Annotated in this window: 10 protein-coding genes; 2 read left to right on the forward strand and 8 right to left on the reverse strand. The window is 47.1% G+C overall.

Annotated features, from left to right (window positions below):
* Positions 1-226: 226 nt before the first annotated feature.
* Together HCH_RS22545 and HCH_RS22550 are read left to right on the forward strand one after the other, a co-directional pair.
* Complete coding sequence (locus HCH_RS22545) at positions 227-1,603, forward strand: WS/DGAT/MGAT family O-acyltransferase (RefSeq protein ID WP_011398768.1); 1,377 nt, start codon at positions 227-229, stop codon at positions 1,601-1,603.
* A gap of 121 nt (positions 1,604-1,724) precedes the next feature.
* A complete protein-coding gene (locus tag HCH_RS22550; RefSeq protein WP_011398769.1) occupies positions 1,725-2,378 on the forward strand; it encodes a DUF4291 domain-containing protein in 654 nt (217 codons plus the stop codon).
* A gap of 40 nt (positions 2,379-2,418) precedes the next feature.
* Here the strand turns inward: HCH_RS22550 and HCH_RS22555 are convergent, their stop codons facing one another.
* The 8 genes from HCH_RS22555 to HCH_RS22590 form a co-directional block, all read right to left on the reverse strand.
* Positions 2,419-3,015: a DUF938 domain-containing protein gene (locus HCH_RS22555; protein ID WP_011398770.1), complete on the reverse strand. Its 597-nt coding sequence runs from the start codon at positions 3,013-3,015 to the stop codon at positions 2,419-2,421.
* Positions 3,016-3,440: 425 nt separating this feature from the next.
* The gene (locus HCH_RS22560; protein WP_041598868.1) at positions 3,441-9,341 is read right to left on the reverse strand and encodes a DEAD/DEAH box helicase; all 5,901 of its coding nucleotides are present in this window, start codon (positions 9,339-9,341) and stop codon (positions 3,441-3,443) included.
* On the reverse strand, positions 9,342-12,692 hold the full coding sequence (locus tag HCH_RS22565; RefSeq protein ID WP_011398772.1) for a hypothetical protein: 3,351 nt from the start codon (positions 12,690-12,692) through the stop codon (positions 9,342-9,344).
* Positions 12,693-12,733: 41 nt separating this feature from the next.
* The gene (locus HCH_RS22570) at positions 12,734-13,369 is read right to left on the reverse strand and encodes a hypothetical protein (protein ID WP_011398773.1); all 636 of its coding nucleotides are present in this window, start codon (positions 13,367-13,369) and stop codon (positions 12,734-12,736) included.
* A gap of 2 nt (positions 13,370-13,371) precedes the next feature.
* Positions 13,372-14,463 carry a ComEC/Rec2 family competence protein gene (locus HCH_RS22575; protein ID WP_011398774.1) on the reverse strand — a complete coding sequence of 364 codons (1,092 nt, stop codon included), beginning with the start codon at positions 14,461-14,463 and terminating at the stop codon, positions 13,372-13,374.
* Positions 14,464-14,637: 174 nt separating this feature from the next.
* Positions 14,638-18,195, reverse strand: a complete 3,558-nt coding sequence (locus HCH_RS22580) for a DEAD/DEAH box helicase family protein (protein WP_011398775.1) — start codon at positions 18,193-18,195, stop codon at positions 14,638-14,640.
* Positions 18,196-18,207: 12 nt separating this feature from the next.
* Positions 18,208-19,428 carry a restriction endonuclease subunit S gene (locus HCH_RS32670; RefSeq protein WP_011398776.1) on the reverse strand — a complete coding sequence of 407 codons (1,221 nt, stop codon included), beginning with the start codon at positions 19,426-19,428 and terminating at the stop codon, positions 18,208-18,210.
* The gene (locus HCH_RS22590) at positions 19,425-21,044 is read right to left on the reverse strand and encodes a type I restriction-modification system subunit M (protein ID WP_011398777.1); all 1,620 of its coding nucleotides are present in this window, start codon (positions 21,042-21,044) and stop codon (positions 19,425-19,427) included. Before HCH_RS22590 ends, HCH_RS32670 begins: the two co-directional genes overlap by 4 nt.
* Between the last annotated feature and the right edge of the window lie 46 nt (positions 21,045-21,090).

Here is a 21,090-nt window from a genome sequence, read left to right on the forward strand (position 1 = left end):
CAGCCACCTGTTTTCCCGCAAGCGACATCCAGCCGCTTGCGGGCTGCGATAGCGGTTGTCAGCCGTTCCGGCTTCCGCCAAACTGAACCGCCTCAAAGACTTAGCTTTAGCTCCGTGAGTGGGCTACAGACTTTGTAGTGGCAATTAATTTGTAGCGACAATTAAATTCAATAACAACGAACTTGTATAACAACTAAAAAGCACATCACACCAGGAAGTAGACGTTATGACCCCACTCAGTCCAGTCGACCAGATATTCCTCTGGCTGGAAAAACGCCAACAGCCTATGCATGTCGGCGGCCTTCATATTTTCAGTTTCCCCGACGACGCCGACGCCAAGTACATGACGGAATTGGCGCAGCAATTACGCGCCTACGCCACGCCACAAGCGCCGTTCAACCGTCGCCTGCGCCAGCGCTGGGGACGTTATTACTGGGACACCGACGCTCAGTTCGACCTTGAGCATCATTTCCGCCACGAAGCGCTGCCCAAGCCCGGCCGCATCAGAGAGCTGCTGGCGCATGTGTCCGCAGAGCACAGCAACCTGATGGACCGCGAGCGTCCCATGTGGGAGTGCCATCTCATTGAGGGGATTCGCGGCCGCCGCTTCGCGGTGTATTACAAAGCGCACCATTGCATGCTGGACGGCGTCGCCGCCATGCGCATGTGCGTGAAGTCTTACTCCTTTGACCCCACTGCGACAGAGATGCCGCCAATCTGGGCGATTTCAAAAGACGTCACGCCGGCGCGCGAAACCCAGGCGCCCGCCGCAGGCGATCTGGTTCACAGCCTGTCGCAACTGGTGGAAGGCGCCGGCAGACAACTCGCCACCGTCCCCACGCTGATCAGGGAACTTGGTAAAAACCTGCTGAAAGCGCGGGATGACAGCGACGCCGGCCTGATCTTCCGCGCGCCGCCGAGCATTCTCAATCAACGCATTACCGGCTCGCGTCGTTTCGCCGCCCAGTCCTACGCACTGGAGCGTTTCAAAGCCATCGGCAAAGCGTTCCAGGCCACGGTCAACGATGTGGTGCTGGCGGTATGCGGCAGCGCCTTGCGCAATTATTTGCTCAGCCGTCAGGCGTTGCCCGATCAGCCTTTGATCGCCATGGCGCCCATGTCCATCCGCCAGGATGACAGCGACAGCGGTAATCAAATCGCCATGATTCTGGCTAATCTCGGCACTCACATCGCCGACCCGGTGCGACGTCTGGAATTGACGCAGGCGTCCGCGCGGGAGTCCAAAGAGCGTTTTCGCCAGATGACGCCGGAGGAAGCGGTCAATTACACCGCGCTCACTCTGGCTCCCTCCGGCTTGAATCTGCTGACCGGACTGGCCCCCAAATGGCAGGCGTTCAATGTGGTGATTTCAAACGTGCCCGGCCCGAACAAACCGCTGTACTGGAACGGAGCGCGTCTGGAGGGCATGTATCCGGTGTCGATTCCGGTGGATTACGCCGCGTTGAACATTACGCTGGTAAGCTATCGGGATCAGCTGGAGTTCGGCTTCACCGCCTGCCGCAGAACCCTGCCCTCCATGCAGCGTTTGCTGGACTATATCGAGCAGGGCATCGCCGAGCTGGAGAAAGCAGCGGGAGTCTGAGCCGCGATCAAGTGAAGGCGCCGCAGTTGGCGCGCGCCTTTGCTTCGGCTACCATGTGCGCTCTCACCGCCGGTTATATCCGGCAATAGGAGAAGTAACTACATCACTAAGGAAGTGAATAATGAAAATCAAAGATATTAAAACCACCCCCTACCTCGAACAAACCTCTCTCTGGCCCGCCAGCGGCAGACATATTCTCGCTCACCAGGATCAAGACACGCTCATCGTTTATCAGGCCTATCGACCGGAAATCGGCGAGTACGCCATCAAACACGGGCGTTTCGGCGGCGCATACAGCTACTCCCGCATGAGTTGGATTAAACCCAACTTTCTGTGGATGATGTATCGTTGCGGCTGGGGCATGAAGGAAGGCCAGGAAGTTGTGCTGGGCCTGAGAATACGCCGTCAGTTTTTCGAGGACATCCTGAGCCAGGCGGTTCCCTCTTCCTACAATCCCGAGGAGTTCGCAACACAGGAAACCTGGAAAGAGGCAGTGCAAAACTCCAACGTGCGTCTGCAATGGGACCCGGATCATACGCCGAACGGCGCCAAATGCGAGCGTCGCGCCATTCAGTTGGGCTTACGTGGAGACATGCTCGCCCGTTATGGTAAAGAGGAAATTCTGGAAGTCATCGACTTCAGAGAGTTCATCGCTGAGCAACGCGCTCAGGCTACTCCGGATCGCTACGCGGAACTGCTGACGCCGCAGGAGCAGGTTTTCATCCCCTCCGACGACGCCATCGGCGCCCGCTTGCGTCTGGACTCGCCAGACTGACCCACGCTTGCCGGCGCTCCCGCCGCAGGCGCCTTCCCCCTCACTTATCGAACCGGAACACCAGCAACAAATTGTTCGCTGGCAACCGTTTGAGATTCTCCAGTTTGAAACCATAGCCCACAGCCAGCGCTTCGATATCCGCCAGATCTTTCAGACCTGCGTCAGGATCTCGGGTTTTCACCCACTCATCCAACCCCTGATTACCCGGGCTGGTGAACGCTCCGTTTTCATTGAATGGACCATAAACGCAAAAGGGAGAACCCGCGCGCAAGCGCTTGGCGACGCCCGCAAACAAAGCTTCGACAGGCGTCCATCCGATAAAATGCAACGTGTTCGACGTATAAGCCGCATCGAAGGTTTCAGTCAGCCCCCAATCTCCAGCCGTCACATCCAGCGCTTTTGGCGGTAAAAGATTGTCCAGTCCCGACTCCTCCACCCAGGCGAAGATCCCCGGCAAGGCCTCCGCCAAATCCGTCGGCAACCATTGCAGATGAGGCATGCGCTCGGCGATATACACCGCGTGCTGCCCAGTGCCGGCGCCGACTTCCAATACGGTTGTCACATCGGCGAACGGCTCCCGCACCGCTTCCGCGATCGGGGCCTGATTCCGCAAACAGGCTTCAGCGACAGGTTTCACAACAGCGTCTCCTTAATGTTTTATCCGGGTTGAATCATTTCCAAATCCTCCGGATATTGCAACCTATGCCGTTGGATGGAAAAGAGACAGGCAGTCAGTCTAAAAAACACACTGATCATAAAATACCAAAATCTCCGCAATCCCTACGCAACAAAGGGCTCCCATCGTTTTCCAAAGAGATATCCACAGGATGTGTGGATATCTGAACTGCATTCTCAGATTAATCAAATTTATCGTAATGCGATCAGACAGGGAAAGTGACCATAGTTTTAGCATTTGCCAAAATTATGGTAACCCGGGAAACATAAGTTTGGCAGAAATAAGTTAAAACCTACCAGCCTAAAAAGAAAAAGACCCGATATATCAATAGGCTTGATTTATCGGGTCTTCGCTACCAGTCCGGCTGTTCAGTTGGCCCAAGTTAATCAGATTATCTTGCCGAATTCATTTACTTTATACACAGTAATTGTTGACTCATAGCCCTCGTTCATCAAATTTGAAATACCGCCACTCAGCTCATAGACCACCGTTTCACTTGCCCCATCATTGTCGAGTAAAGTAAAAATAATTCGACGATCGTGAAAGTCTTTCTTTTTTCTTACGGGGAAAACCTGCACGAGAACGTTCTTCAGGCCACATTCAATCTCTAACACCTGTTTTACAGATCGTTCGTACTCCCGATAGTCATCGCTATCTTCCATCAAACGGCAATCGACTGTTGTCTGTTCAATGTCTTGGGCAAGTGATTTAATACTTGCAGCCAAGACCTTTAGAAATCGTAGCGTATTTGATGAAGCAGTATAGGGGTCTCGAATAGTCATCGCTTGAACAAACTTGCCCCGCATGCAACCGAATACGTCTTCAAAGTCTCTACGATCCCCAGCATTGTATTTGTATACATTGATAGGTGCCCGAGCTCTGAAATAGCTAGCTTCATAACTATTGTTGTCGAAATCAGTTAGTAAACTTTCAACCACTTTCGAAAATTTGGAAGGAGATAGTTTAAAGATTTCTCCAGTTAAAGAGTGGACATTAAGTGAAGTTAGACGGTTTTCGCAAAACCACAATTTGCCACCTTCATCAGAAGGATTGGCCATAGCAAGTGGAAGGCACAATAACTCAGAATCGTTAAGACTTGTTGATAAATATGAAACCGATAAAGCACCGTCTTTAATATATGGCAACAGTACCTCTATTGCTCGCCTAAGTGATGTCGAAGTGTTCTCAAATCTCTCAGGCAATGGATTTAGCAATAGTAGTTTAATCTTTGTCGTACTTAATAGATTAATAATCCATGAAATTTGTGAGACTTGGCTGTATTCATCATCGACTAGATGAGGCAATATTAGCGTCACCTCATTATATCCCTGCCAGCTGTCAACTAGTGCTGCTAGACTCGCATTCGAATCCAACACCGCGCCCAGCTTCTGCACAGGGTGTTTTATGGTCACATCTGCTAAAAGTTCCTCTAAATAATCTATAGCTTCCCGTCTTCTAAAGGCATCCCAATGCTTCTGATTAGAGTAGTCGCAGATGCAGTTAACACACCCCGATTCGCATGCAGCAGAGCATCGTAGTCTTTCTAACATGCTTTTTAACAAGCCTGAAAAACCTATAGAGTCGAAAAGTCGCTTCACATATCCAGCGCCACCAGGAACTCCATCGTAAGCAATCAATGTTAAGCAACCATTTTCAAATCGATGGAGACCACGTACTTCAGATACGGGTATATTTAGTGTGTCCACAATCGCCAGCCGCATTGCTTCCGATAGCGTAACCGCGATACCAGATTTCAGCTCGACCCCTTCCTCAGTTGCTAAAATACTCAAAGGAATCTGGACAGGCTGATTAAGTCGGTAAATCACCACATCTGTGTGGTATTCGTGAGCCAGAGAGATTCTTTCTAAACGCGCAGTACTATTGCACCGTTTCCCAGTTTGAGGCACCTCATGTGATCTTGGACTTACTAATGAATCTGCAGGCGTCATAAAGTTGCAGTAGCTACAACGCCAATAACCGAGCTTTCTCATGCCCCTGTTAAGAACGAATAGCTTCCCATCTAATCCACAATCTGAGTATGCAGACATAAACGTCTTTTTGACTAAAGAGTGATCAGTATCTATGTAGCTTTCAAACGGCGGTACAACTATTAACTTTGCTTCATCTGCGGGAACGGATCTTTTACGCGACGTAGTGGGATCTTTTCCTCGAGATTCCTTTAGTGCGGTGACGAAACCTTTGGGTTGTAGGAAAGAGATTGGTTGGTCATTTAACACATGCTGGCAATTCTCACACTCTGTTAGCCGATCCTCGAAGCATTCAGCAACATTTGCATGATTACAGTCGGAACAGATTGATACCACTCGGGTTGGCATAAATGCCCTGGGTGAGTAAGCCAAACCAGCACTGCGCCAGATCCTGCCATTAGCTATGACGTCAGAACCTGGTGCATACTCGGATATGCCTAATGAAGCATCACGCACAAGCTCTATATCCGATTTTATATATTCATGCTTATATTCTCTTCTAGCCTGGGTTACCTCTAATGAAAGTGAGTGAATCGGAAAGCTGTATGTAGGAATCAGTCCATTTTCAGATAGTTTGGAAACTAAGTATTGGCCCAAATAGCTATCTCGCTGCTGTTTCCATCGGGAAAACTCTTTACTAGCATTATCATCTCCGCCTGCGATTTTCTGTCTTGCTTGCTCCATCTTTTGTTGGTACCTACTGCAGCGGGTTTCGCAAAGCCACGCGAATTTCTCCATCTCATCAACAAATACTTCTTGGATACGTTGCAATTGAGGCTTTAAGATCCCAGCCTCGTTTTTAGGTAGTGTATTTATTAGCGAATTGGCTTCATTCAAGGCAGCTTTACCATCATCAGTTTCCAACCAAGCCTGCAATACTTTGCGAAACTCCTGGCTAAAGCCGTCAATGATTGCTGAGCCAAACAGATCAGCAAGCACAGGTGCCTTCAGCCGATCTTGTGCTACATTGGTCTGGAAAAACCTTGATAGCAATACGGAGATTTGATGGCGCTGAAAGATTGTCTTATTTGATAGACATACGGAAGGATCAGCTGGAGACCTTTCCAGGTATTCCCTAAAGTTCGCGAACACCACACGATCATAATTGGAGTTTCTGGCAACCGTTACACAAAAAGGTGCTGCTTGCGCCCGACGTCCGGCCCGCCCGGTGCGTTGCTGATAATTGGCAATACCTGGTGGCACATTCAGATTCACAACCGCTTCAAGATCTCCCAAATCCACACCGACTTCCATGGTGGTCGTACAGCTAAGCACATTTATTTTTGAATCGAAAAACTCAGATTCAATGAATTCTCTCAGTTCTGTCGAGAGCGATGCTGTGTGCTCTCTGCTCCTGACCACCTGAGACTGTATTTCAGTGTAGGAATGAATGTAGTGGTTACGTTCAGAACTGAACTCTTTTGGATTGCAGACCTCAACCTCTCCTGTGCACCCAAATGATGTACACTTGCCGTTCACCACATGGCGCTGTCTGAGTCCGCAGGAGTTGCATTTGAACAAGGACTTTTTGCCACCATCTGAAAGCAGAATCAGAGAAGCATCCAGGGCCTTGCCAGCTCCACTACTCACCAACACCTTTGATTTGGTTAGTAGCATCCACATTGATTTCAAAAACGCCTGACTACGTTCTTTGGTCCAGCCTAACTGCTTGGTCAAGTACCAAGTACGTCGGTTGTTCCTAGTACTCCCCAATTGGGTCGTCCAAGAATGAGTGACCTCTGAACCAGACTTCTCATACTCAAACAACTTTATGCCTGTATATCGCTCCCCCCAAATCGCAGCACTGTTCATATCTGGGTTATTTGGCATATTGGTGATCGCCTTACTACGTCGGATATGCTCAAGAAAAATTAAACACAGGCTGCGTATATCTTCCTTGGAAATACCATCGAACTCTTTCAGCAGACCACGAATTACCCGATCCAACTTCTCATCTTTATATGAAATTTCTACTAACCCCAGAGACTCCAAAGATACCCTGCGCCCCGGAGGGGTGCAGAACTCAGCCCCCAACTTACCAGTCAAGATGTCCTTTACATCATCAAAATAATCTCGTAAGTCACCATTAGCATCCGGATAGGCAAAGCAATTACGCTTATCCCATAAGGCTCTAACCTTATTTGCCAAAGTATCCAAGGGAACAGGAGCACTGTCCGCTCGTAGGGCCTCTACAATAGCGGACCTATGAGCGAAATCATTAGCGGTTCGTTCAAAATAGGGTGCAAAGAATGCTGCATCCTGACGGTTATCTGAAAATGTTAATAGTTTCCTGCCAGCAGCAGGTCGCTGGTTAAGTGACTGCGGTGGCAATGCTTCAAGCACACATTGCGTTATCACACTGGATAGAGCTTCATTACCAGGGTAAAACCGACTGATGATCTCAGCATTAGATCCTGAGGCTGTGGCATTGCAGGCTGCACAGTGAGTGAGATAATGAGTGCGGTCAAACTCATCCTCTTCGGTTTTGAGTTCGAAAAGTCTTACTCCACCTTCGTTCAGAATATTGCCGGTTAACGGATCAATATGCAGCGACCGCCATTGTTGCTCTGCTGATTGCTCTGCTTCGTCATCTTCATCAAAAATTGCATTCGAACTCGGTTCCCCTAACCAAAAAATTCGCCTATGGGCAGTAGCAGACGCGCTTGGGTAGCGATTGTGTAGTTTCGAATTGTAGTGATATCCCTCAATATAGGGCTGCCCACACTGTCGACAGGTGAGCAAGGGATAATAAATATGCTGATCTGTTTGATGGTGTGCTCTTAAGGCGAGATAACCAAACCCTTCTGCATTACTTGCCAATGTTACGCAGGAGCCTTCGATTGCCGAGGCAATAATATGGTGCTTACAGGGTAACAATGGAAAATTATCGACGGGTGACTTGGCATACATTCCCACTTGGACCAAACCGGTTAAGGCATTTCCAATATTCAGATTCGAAGGTCCAAATACTGATTCTGCTAGCTCACCAAAGTCGATAACGCCCCCCTGCAACACATCAGCAGTCATTTGTATTTCGTCATTACTGGCGAACGCAGTAAACAGTGCATGCTCCAGCTCTGTATTTCCATCTGCTTTTTCAATCTTATCCAAGAGTTCTCTTGGGATTAAATCGGTAATATCAAGCCCAGCGTCCTCTAGGCAGCCTACAAAATTAAATCCATTTTGATCGTCATTGGCTTTGTTCTCATATAGAAATTGTTTAAACCCTAATCCCACTTTTATCCAAGCATCCGCATCCAGGCTAAACTTATTTGATGACTGGCGTTGTAGATCTCGATGCGTCTCACGCTTGCCCCGAATAATCTCTGGTCGAGCCTCACCAAACAAGCGAGCGGCAAACTCTTTCAGATTCCCCTCTGATTCAGGTGAGTCCCCCAAGCTGGCACTGGTAGCAAAGTACTGAACAGGTGTTTCCAGCCCCAGCCTGGTCTTAAGCTTCCGCAATAAAAGTGCAACTTCCGTCGCTTGCGCTCCGGAATAGGTATGAACCTCATCCAATACAATTGCTTTAAGTTTACAATCGCTAAACAAAGGAGCGTTTGTGGGCAATAACAATAGATGCTCCAACATGGCATAGTTTGTCACTAAAATCTTCGGAGGGTTCTCCAACATTTCTTCACGGGTGACCAACCAATTATCAGGTATATTTCCGTCAAACTCCTCATCCAGCTTTACGTTTTCCAGCATTCCCTGAATTACTTCTGATCGTGAGACATGCTTTCGGGTTTGTCCGGTGAATCGACCAAACGTGATTCCGTGTTTTCTAAGAGTTTTGCCAAATAGTGGTGCAATTCGAAAGTTCAACTGATCATTTGCCAGGGCGTTCATAGGATAAACGAGTAAGATTCTAACACCCGGTTCATCGAATTCCGGGTCGTTTAGCAGGGTATCGGCAATTGGATACAGGAATGTTTCAGTTTTACCTGACCCGGTTCCCGTTGCGACTACGAGGTTCTCGCCTTCTGAACATGACTTGGTTAGTGCTTTATCCTGATGGAGGTGTAATTTCCTATCTAGGATGTCTTTCCCCAAGGCCTCCAACCCATCATGCATAAAGCCTCCATGCTTAACGAGTAAATCCCTTAGCGGACGGCCTTTTTCAAAGTCTGGTACGGATTCAATATATGGGCCCTTAACTAGGGTCTCTTGTTTTAAGGCTGCCCAAAATGTATTCGATAATTCGGGGTATCTGGAATGTATTGGTACGGTAGTGGAAATATATCTACGCAACGTCTCTTCCAGGTTGTTCTTGAGTACTAACGGATTTGCTTCGCTCATTTAAATACCTTCCATAGTTACGCTGGCTTGCTGGCGAGAAATAAAGTAAACATCCCACAACAGTAAGAAGTAATGAAATAGGTTTCCAGAAACGCCTAGGTAGTAGCTAAGAATATTCTCTAGCTTGGCGCCATCAACTAAGTATTGTGTCAACTCTGCGCAGAACTCATTCAGGGAACGACTTTCCCAAAAGACAGACCTACATTGCTTTGCAAATAGAGAACTAAAACTGCATGCGGCTATTAGCAAATTCCGTTCGTTCTCATACTCGAAATAGTCCTCAGGGATTAGCACAGGAACGTTATTTTCATGCTCACGGATAAATCTAAATAACAAGCTGTTGAGGGTAGGACGATTGAACTCATTGCCCACTTGCGATGATCTGGATTTCATTAAAAACTCATATTGACAGTAGGCCAGATGGCGACCACCCAACATATCACCCAGAGCCGGTATCAAATCACCTGCTACAAGTGATTTAAATTGGCTCTCACTGAAAAGGCTGGGTAGCATTGCTTGCACAATCTGAATCGACAGGTTCCTCGGGGAAGCTCGCTCTGTAACGATAGCGCCACGATTTTCAAAGGCTGCTACTAAAGCTACATCCAGGAGCTCTGTCCTCAGGGTGTTGACCAGAGAATTACCGGCTTCCCCAATCACTTTCATACTTTTTAAACGGACGCTATTTTGTGCGTCTATTCGCTTATAGCTTTTTGATGGCCCGCAATAGATATCTGGATTAAACCCCCCTATATGCACTTGCGGTACCCAACTTGGGGAATCCTCTTCTCTCGCCCGGTAATGTGAAATGCTTAATACTCGACTTAATTGATCTGGATTGATGATATCTGGGTCATTAAGTAAGAAAGCCCAGATATCTTTGATCCAATGCATCGATTGCCAGGAATTCAGTTCAAAGCATTTTTTCAGAATCCTGTTCGTAAGTTCAAAAAGCTGTTGCTTGTCGTTGCTGGACTGAGTCTGTAGCGATGTAAAGTAGTTGTTGGTAAATGGAACGATGTGCCCTCTTTCTATTATTACACCAGCACCTAGATGATCATGCCGTTGGTTGGTGAATCGCCCCCATTTACCTTCGATCGAACCACTAAACTCCAATAGCCAAAGCCCATCAGGTACATTTTCAATATCCAAACTTATCATCTGATTCTTCGTGTCTGCATCCTGATGTATCAGCATCCCACCAAACTGCCCATATTGGCTTGTTGAAGTATCATGCACATTAAGAGAGACAAACTGCTCTGATCGACTCATTAAGTTGGTTGCGTGAATATCAACCTGCGAAAATCCTGCTGGTGTACAAAATGATATTTCGAGATTTCTCGTGCTAGATTTTATATTCCAATCTTCTACATAGAGAGGGGATACTATTTTCAGAAGAAGGGTTGGATATCCCGAGCACCATAATGTTAAGGCATTTTGATCACGATCGACTTTATCCAAAAGCGCTGTCAAACTTGTTTTAAACCACCGTTTTTTATCAAAACGGTGGTGCAGGATATGAGATCCGAGCTTTACCTGACATTCATCAGTAGAAAAGATCCTTATACGGCGGGTGTCATCGTAGCTGCAGGATAATGTGCTCCCCAATGGTAGCAATTGCTCCTGTCGAAACCCATCCTTCAAATCGCTGATGTATATAAAGGTACCAGGAAGAGCAAACTTAATAGTTGTCTTCTGACGATTTGTTATATTGAAACATACTTCGACAAAGGGTAGGTCTGGATCGATGACGACAAGTGACTTTGAATCTGTATCAATTCTGATGTTATTGGAAGAGTCCACATCAATTGAATTATCGGTAGGCAGCTCTTTAATATCCAGCCTAAATCCACTGTTGTACTGCTTAAGGCCACACCACACCAATGCACTTTGTCTGGCCAAAACCCGCTTTTCACCGTGCCTCCGAACAACCGCAATAACGCGTTTAAAACCCGCACACCAATCCAAACTACAATAATCTAGGTTTACGGATGCTGAGCAATTTTCGATGCTCAGCGTGTGCCTGTGGGAGGCTTCACCGTCACTTGTATAGAGTTCCAGTTCGTAACTACTAACACGAGGTTCCCATTCACCTGGGATTTTTATGTTTACACAGAGGCCATCTGAGCAGTAAAAGCTTTTCCCTGAGTGCGGTACGACTATGTCACCCTCAAATAAAATGCTTGCCTCGTCATGGGTATGGATCAGAAAGGTAACCGGCCCACGCTTGATCCCCCTATTGTCTCCAGACACGAGCTCAAAGAAGCCAAGGAAAAAGCCTTGTTGGTAGGTCTGATCTAGAGTGATCCAAGTATCATTGATGTCAAATCGGGACAGCATTATGTATTGTCCAGGCGAAAATACGGCTCCATCTTCACTTAAACAATGGCTACCTACCAGCGCGCCTGTGTCTGCATCAAAAATAGCAAATTGATTATCTCTATCGGAGTGCCATAGCTGAAATTCAAAAGGAGGGCCACTTTCGTAAGTCACCTTGATGTTCTTGGTCGCCAAGCTTTCCAAGTAGTATCGTTGTTCTTTGTCTTTAACCAGGATCACTTCCCGGTTACCGTCCATCTCAATTTCCCAAGCGACTCCATCCTCAAGTTTTGGCAATTTTATATAGATCTCATCACCATCCAACATCAACTGAGGGAAAATGGCGACAGATAATGTATCCTCGGAAGTCTCTTCGCTCGTGTATGCTTCGTCCAAGTACCGCCGTAAGTAATATCCTTGGCTGTCATTTAGCAATGCTCTGACATTCTGTTTACCAAATGATGACTTTAACGCCTTCTTGAAACTCTCATACCAGGTTAGCTGCGCTGTGATATCATCTTGCTCAGGCAAGCCATAGCGCCTTGCGTACCGCTCCAATTGGCCCATGAGGTCAGGTAGGCTTGCCTCTGGAACTCCAGCCTGCTCCAAATAAGCATCAACCATATACCGAGGACCAAACAGGCGATTTGAAACGGGCAGCTCAAGCTTTTTACATGCCTTTCGAAACGCTAGCCATAAACACCGGCGCTCTTCATTGGTTTGGCTTGCTTCCGCCTTCCTCCCCATGGCCAAATTGATACAACCCCAAATTGCAGAGGTATCCGCGCCTAAATGATTGCGAAGGGAATGACTTAGATAACTCACAAATAGCGCAGGAGCTATATTCAAACCTTTCTCAAAATTTTTTAGATTACCACCAGCCTTAACAAGCGCATTTTCAACAAATTTTTGAGTGTTTTGAGATATCAAACCGTCAATCAGGCCTAGATATGGAGTGTCGGACCCTTTTAACTTTTTACGCACTTCTAACTCATAAGAGCTAAATACGTTGTTGGTTGCAGACTTTTTCATGCTGACTTTGCCCCTCTCTCCCATTAGCCCAACTGTTATCCTTATTGTTGTTTACACAAATTTATTGCTACACCAGTTGTCACCAGCCTACGACCTGCATTGCTTCCAGCTACAACACAACCCAAAGCCGTACAACAAAATATCCAGATAGAATAAAAAGCTATATCTGATAATTTCGGCTCTAACACCAACTTCGCTGTTGAGAATAGTGCAACCATAATCAGAGAAACTGCAGCTGCATCCCGATAAAGCAGATATGCCTTGTGTACCGATGCAACCTCGCTCTGGTTTGCTAGTGGCCGATAAAATTCGCGATACCAATAGCTATTCTGTGCATCATGGTCAGACCGAAGCTCTTCAAAGCTAGGTACTCTTGCCTTGAGTTTCTCCACATCAATCCTGGCGTCATCTTCACACAACTGAATAAATCGATGCCCCGGAAGCACATTTTTCCAGCGGAGAAAGACTAATGAATTCTTAAGGTCTGCCGGAAGCAGATAGCTCAACCATCCCGCCAGCACTCCAATAACCAGCATGACACCGCTAGTTTCCTTAAGAAAATCCAACAGGTTCAAATCAAGGACTGGGTAATTAAGGCTATAAACAGCTAACAACTGAACAGCAACCAGCAACGAGAGCGGAACAATGTTCTGGGCCTTTAACGAAATGCTTGTCATTTTCAGGCCTCCTCATCTTCGTAGTCGAAATGATAGGGCTCCGCCTCGAGACTACTCCACCCCTCCCTGCCTGGGGCTTCATAATGATGACAAATGCCACTTCCGCGCGTTGCTATAGCTTTTACTCCTCGATGGGTAAAGGCGTTCAGCACGGCTTTTCGCGGGTGTTTGGGTTCACTAGCCTTTGCTGTCGATGCTATTGCTGTGATGCCGCGAATTTCCCCCTGAGAAACGGGGTATCCGATCAAACGATTTAAAACGGTTTTTCCGATATTCCTTCTACTGCCATGATGCGGAATCTGCATGAACCGCAATTCCGCACCGCTTAAACACAAATCAATTTGATCAGCAGCATGCTCAAGCGCTTCTATCCCGGCATCACCTGTAAATAGCAGCCGCCTGCCATCGACAATCAACTGCGTAATGGCGCTAGAATTATTTTTGGCAGAAGTCTTACCGTCATCGTCAATCTGGTCTTCTCCCCAAGTAGAGAAGAAGCGCCGAATAGCAGTTGCAGCTTTATCAAAGAATCCTTCCATAACATCAGCCAGAGAAGCCTGTTCGGGCATTCCCTCAAAATCGGGTATCAGGGACTCATAATATTCAGTCGAGGGTCCAAGAATCTTTAGCGTACCGCTCGCATCCAATTGGCCTGTGAATGGTTCTCGCACAATGATGCCCTTCGCCTCGGCCAATTTAACCAGCGACCAAGCTCTTTCGAGGTTCTGCTTTAAGCGCTCGCCAATACTATTGTCGCTCACCCGGCCATCCTTGAATTTTTCAGCTAACCCTTGGTTGTGCTCCCAAGGTTTATGAATCCAAAGCTCTTTAACATCCAGTTCATTTAAAACTATTTCCAGGCCGTTAATGTGATCCTGGTCTGGATGTGTATTGATAACTATATCCACCTCGTGCGTGCCAAAGTGGTTCTTGATATGTTCAACTAACGCCGTACCGGTGTCTTTAAAGCCACCATCAATGACCACAACCGTCTGCTCTTGACGGCTACCATGAAGATTTCCAAACCGAATAGCGATAGCATCACCGCTCTTGGACTCATCTCCTACACCCAGAAAATCTACCTCGTAACCCATGACTGCTTCCTCTTTCAAATGAAGTCACGAGGTATATATCAATCTCCATGCCAAAAATTTAAATCAATTAATATCAAATAGTTAGAAAAAAATCATTAAACCACTGACCGCAAACAATAAAAATATTTATGTATTGGTAAATATTTTTATCGTCCCTAAGAGCAAGACCACGCTCTATGAGGCCATATCGCCCACATCAGCATTCGCCCGTATTGCCCTTATCCGCCCAAACAATTCCACAACTTTGTCCTCCTCAAAAAAACCATAGGCGCTTTCGTCATGCAAATCAGTAAATGGGGGTTCAAATATTTGCTTCACCTCCAGAATGCCATTACTCATCAGGTAGTTAATGACCTGGTTAACAAACTGTATCTGCTGGGTGTTATACGCACTCTCATCCAGGAAATCACTGAACGCCTCTTTCGCTGCGTTCATATCCAACCCAACCAATTCACGGATAAAAGTGCCCAGTGGCTTCCGCTCCAGTACTTTCTCGCGGTATATCCACCTATCTTCAACACCGCTGGCAGTGATCAGTAGCTCCTCTAAGATGTCCAGATCGCTCTGGGTAATGGGCTTGTTGCGCTTGAGTTTTTGGATCGTGAGATGATCCTGGTGTTCTTTGATATAAAGTTCGGTCTTTTTACGGTATTGGGTCAGCTTCAGTGGCGCGATAGCATAAATTCCAGTTACATCTCGCACCTGAACAACGCTATCTTCAAAGTCCGTGTAGACAACTTTCTTTTCACTCTCATTCAACGCGAACATCAAATTCCTCAGCTTGCGGCGAACATCCTCGAGCGTTACAACCTGAACATGTTCCCAGAATTCCAATGTTTGAATATCCTGAATAAGTTGAAGGTGCTGTTTAACGGCAGGAATGCTGGTCTTAGCCTCTAGCTGCTGGGCAAACTCCATTACTTTAATGCGCAATGGTTCCGGCGCCAGACCACGTTCCAGCAAGCTCAACTGCATCGTCAGAATCTGATTGTCGAAGCGATTAGAGAGGTTATTGTTCTGCTCATCGCCGTTAAAAGGTTCAGCCTCCGTTGGCAAGCGAGCCAGGTGAGCCTCAAGCTCGGTATGTTTGGCGTCGTCGATATTCTCCCAGGCGTCCCGCTTGAGGAAGGGTTCTATTTGCTGACGTTTGGGGCGGACAATGAAGTTATCCAGATTCATCCCTTGCACCTGATGGTGCAGCATATCGAGCGTGTACCCTCGCAAGGTTTTCAACTCGGCCTGATAGGCCTTTTCGGTATCATTCTCTGGCGCTTTGGCAGATGCATTTTCGGCGAGTTTTGCCAGCAATATGCGCTTTTCAAACACCTGCTGACTGATGGGCTTGGCCAAGCCGGTCACCACCCCCTCAGGGTTGGCATCAAAGAATTCAAAGTTCTGGCAAAAGTCGAATACCTTGAACGTCGTTTTGTCGTCCCCTGGCCCAAACAAATCAGGACACAGCCGTGTGCCACGCCCCATCATCTGGGTGAATTTCACCTTGGATTGCACCACCTTAAAAAACACCAGGTTAACGACCTCAGGCACATCTATTCCGGTGTCGAGCATATCTACCGATATGGCAATCCGCATTTTTGGGTTCTTTGGGTCGAAGGGCAAAGGCTTATCATCTGGTCCTACCGCCGAAAACTCATCAATCAGCGCTTGAGCATAAGGGTTTTTGTAGGTAACAACTTGAGTGAGTTTGCCTTTCCACTTGGGGTAGTTCTTATCAAACATCTTTTGCAAGAACTCAGCATGATCATTATTGGCCGCAAAGATGATGGTTTTACCAATAACATCTCCACCTTCTACGTGAATACCGCCATGTTCATCTTTGCTCAATAGTTGGCTGAACATCAGCTCCGCTGTGTGCTCATTAAACAAAAAATTGTTCAACTCTGAAGGCAGTACCTCCTCACGCTCGGCCAGCTCTTCTTTGCTTTCCCACTCGGCTTTTTCTGCTTCACTTAAGTCTTTGTATTTCACACCTTCACGTATAAATTTGGTTGCCACGGAAATTTTGGTGGGCGGCACCAAGAAATTTTCAGCATAGGCACTCGTATCCTCGTAGGCGTAGGTGGGCATGCCATCTTGCAGGTCGAAAATATCGTAGGTATTTTTATCCACCTCGTCTTTGGGCGTGGCGGTTAGCCCCACCAGAAAGCCATCGAAATACTCGAAAATCTGCCGGTATTTGGCATACACCGAACGGTGCGCTTCATCCACCACAATCAAGTCAAAATGCCCAACGCCAAAAGGCCGCGTTTCAGCGGGGCGATCGAGCAGATTCTTCATGGTGGGATAAGTAGAGAAATACAGGCGGCTATCCACGCTGCCCTTTTTCAGACCTGAATCCAGCAACGTGCAGCTGATACGGGGTAAAAGATTCACAAAGTTCTTTTTCGCCTGAGTCAGCAAAGCATTACGGTCGGCAAGGAACAGCACATTTTTCACCCAGTTGTGCTGGGTGAGCAAGTCCACAAGGCTGATGACTGTACGGGTCTTACCTGTCCCGGTGGCCATCACCAGCAGCGCTTTACGTGCATGGTTCACTTCAAAGTGTTCAAGGATGGCTGTAATGGCAGACTTCTGATAATGCCGATTGGTGATTTTGTTATTGATGATGGCAGCCACACTGGGCTCACCCGTCGCAAAAAAAACTTTGCGCTCGCTGCGGCGCTTAATCATTAGGGCCAATTCGTCTTTACTGTAAAAGCCTTGCACGGTGCGCGGGGGATAGTTCACATCATCCCACAGGCGGGTTTCATAGCCGTTAGAGTAAAAAATAATGGGCCTAACGCCGCATTCTTTTTCCAGGCAGTCTGCATAAAGACTGGCTTGGGTTTGGCCCAGCTCTGGACTGGTGGTAGTACGCTTGGCTTCCACCACCGCCAACGCGATTCCGTCATCTCCCCAAAGCACATAATCCACCTTACCATGACCCTGCGGGTTAATAGGTGAAATGGGCATGTCACTAATAGAGTATTCCCGGTCTTTCTCCTTATCCAGCAGCCAACCTGCTTCCCGTAGTAAAGGATCAATTAACCAGTGACGAGTTTCAGCCTCTTTGTAATCGTGTTTGTCTTCAGCTCTAGCTGCCGTTTGAATGGCTTGCGCCACTTGCTGTTTTAGATGCTCATTTTCCGCACGCAGATCAGCACTTTCTTTCAGGCGCTTTTGCTCTGCTTCCCGCACGGCACGGTCTTGGGCCTCAACTTTTTCTTTAAGCTCTTTTATTTGCTTGGCGGTGCTTAACGCTAACTTGGCATCAATCGCCACGGTTTGTGGCACCAAAGCGTCATCAAACATAAAGGGACCGAAAGTGCTACGGTCCAAGCCTGGCGTATAGGTGCGGGTGAACCAATAGAGAATATGGTGTAGTTCTTTTACTGCCTGCAAAGCATCACGCTGGGCCGGGGCGGTGGCATGCACGGCCTGATTACCCATTTGGATAATACCTTTGAGCTTGGGGAACAGGCTGTATTTGAGATTTTGCTTAAAACCCCGATCGTGGATAAGGCTCATTAGACTGGTATCGTGGCGGGGGCGAATCAACCGCTCATCAATATCGAAAACCTTTTCGACAAACAACTCCACGCAATTTCGGGCATAAAAGCAACTGACCCGCGCATCGCTATACACATTGGCTTCGGCTTTTTTGGCCCGTTCCTGGATCTCGCCCGCTTCCTGCCAGATGGATAAAAAGTCGAAGTTGGAGGGAGTGTTTGCCATGGTTACATCCTGTTAGGCTGCCTTGTTTTTGATATTGAGCTCGCCATTAAAAGCCTTTTGCATTAACGAATTGAACAAGTCCTCGAATGCTACATTTTGGTCCTGTAAACGCTTAAGCTCTTTGTCACGCAACCAAATGGCATTCATGAATTTATCTTGTTCTGAAAGCGGCGGAATCAGAACATCGACTTCTGCCAACTGACCTGAACTTATTCTTGTTCTAGTTTGACCATGTAGCTTGTTTTCAATTGATCTAAGAGTGGACGGCAAGTTAAGAAATTCAACCAGATATTCTTTCCTAACGATCTTCGTGTTAGGTACACAATGGACACAGTCCGCTTTATTAATTGCCAAAGGCACTTCATCCGGGATAATGCATGCTCGAAGATTTGGGTCACCCAATGTAGCTATTACTATGTCTCCTGGCTTGCAATGGAACTTTTCAAGTGTTTCAGCGTGCTCTACTGACACGAATGCTCTATCGTCGTTTTTAAACCAGCCTGTTCCAATGTTTGTCAACCGTATTACTTGCACACCAGAATCTCGATAGTGGGACGTTTTTAAATTTGACCCAAATGGACCATCATTAAATTTTGTGGAGATACTTCTTAGGCTCGCTTTATTCCACCCCTTCGGATTACTCACCGGATCACCAAACATATCCATAAACACTGACTGAGCCAGGTTATTCAGTTCCTGCTCCATTTGCTGGCAGTCTTTGCGAAGCTGATCGGCCTTTTCCAGAATGGCGGCGATTTGTTTTTGGGTTTCTAGTGGGGGGAGTGGGATTTCAAGTCTGGCCACGTCTTTAGGGTAAAGATGAATACCTTTAACCAAGCCCTTCATTTCAAACCGAGTTGCTTCTGAACGAAGCCAAAAATTTAGAAATTTTGGACTCAATACACCTTGCTTTGCACGACAAACTAGCCATTCGCCCGTTGCCACAGAGTCGACAACATCTTCTTCGGCGCAATATTGTTTTGACCCAACATAATCTGAATTATGAGCCGCATTTAAAATCATGCTGTCATGGAGCTGAATCTTTTTTGCCTTATGTTTTGCGTAGAATTCATCATCTACAAACGATTGAAATGCACCTCTAAATTTGAAATTTTCATCAACATCTTTAATTTTCAGGACTGGAAAGCCTTCGTCACGCTGCTCTGCTTTGGATGGAGTTTTACCATTAAAAACATCTGCAACGGTGCTTAAACCAACACGATCCCAACTCACAGCAACCCCTCCAATTCCTTCACACCATCCGCCATTTTCTTTTGCAGGTCCTTAATGCGCTGCAAAATTACTTTGGGCTCGTCGTACTCCACCTCTTCATACACCACTTCTTTGTAGCGGTTGAGGCTCAGGTCATAGTCGTTGGCTTCGATATCCTTGAGCGGCACCATAAAACTCTGCTCTGTGCGCTTACGATGGGCTTCGGTGGAGTCTTCCTCCTCAATGGAGGCATAACGAGCGAGAATATCGGCAATATTGCTCTGCTCGTGGGAAGGCTCTTCGCCATCTTTAAACAGCTTGGTGCGTTTATCGTCCAGCGAGTAACCATCGGCCTGCATATCGTAGAACCAGACCTTGTCGGTGCCGCCGGAGTTGGTTTTGGTGAAGATTAAAATCGCGGTGCTAACGCCGGCATAGGGTTTAAATACACCTGAGGGTAATGAAATCACTGCTTGTAGCTTTTGTTCTTTCACCAACTTCTGGCGAATGCTTTTATGGCTTTTAGTGGAGCCGAACAGCACGCCATCGGGTACGATCACGGCGGCACGTCCACCAGTTTTGAGCATGCGTAGAATCAATGCCAAAAACAACAACTCGGATTTTTCGGTTGGGCCTTTCTTTTTCTTCTTCCCATCCTCGTCCTCTTCTTCTTTAACTCTGGCTTTCTTGGCAGCTGGATTTTTACCTAAAGCTCGCAGCAAATCAGAAGCGACAATATCGAAATCCACACTCCCCTTGAACGGCGGGTTGGCCAGCATCAAACTGTAAGCTTCGCTGATGTTGGCGTCATTGTGGTCTTGCAGGCTATCACGATAGTACACGGCGGGGTTTTCGATGCCGTGCAGCAGCATATTCATCGCACCAATCCGCAACATATGACGGTCGAAATCATAGGCCGTAAAAAGCCCGTTATTGAAGTGCTTGCGGTTGTCAGCTTTAGTCAGTTCGGCCTGATAGTGTTCACGAATGTATTCCACTGAACTCATCAAGAAACCACAGGTACCAGCGGCAGGGTCACAGATAGTATCGTTAATTTGTGGCTTCATCAGCTCCACCATCATTTTGATGATGTGGCGTGGAGTGCGAAACTGGCCGTTCACTCCAGCAGATGACAGCTTGCTGAGCAGGTACTCGTATAAATCGCCCTTGGTGTCTTTGTCGTTCATGTCGATGTTATCGAGCATTTGCACGACCTGATCGAGCAGCTTGGGTGATGGGATCATGAAGATCGCATCTTTCATATGCTCGGCGAAGCTGCCCTGGCTTTGCAGATTTTTGATTTTGGGGAAGACTTTATTCTGCACAATATCGAACATTTCGTTCGGGTCTTTATCTTTGAAGTTGTTCCAGCGCAGCATAGCTTCCTGTGAAGAGAAAATGGGATTTTCCAATGACTCGCCCGTTGCCTGGGCTTTACGCTCTTCATTGCGCTGAATCTCATCCAGCCTGCGGATAAACAGTAGGTAAGAAATCTGCTCGATGACGGAAATAGGGTTGGATACACCACCGGTCCAGAACATGGTCCAGACTTGGTCGATTTGATTTTTGATTTTGCCCGTTAACATATGTGGGTAGACTCGTAATGCTATTTTGATAATGGAAGCTTGTTCGTTCATTGCCATCTCCTGGATAATTTTTCTTACACATTCCAGGGATAGCGAT

Origin of the sequence: Hahella chejuensis KCTC 2396, assembly GCF_000012985.1 — a bacterium.
Lineage (GTDB): Bacteria > Pseudomonadota > Gammaproteobacteria > Pseudomonadales > Oleiphilaceae > Hahella > Hahella chejuensis.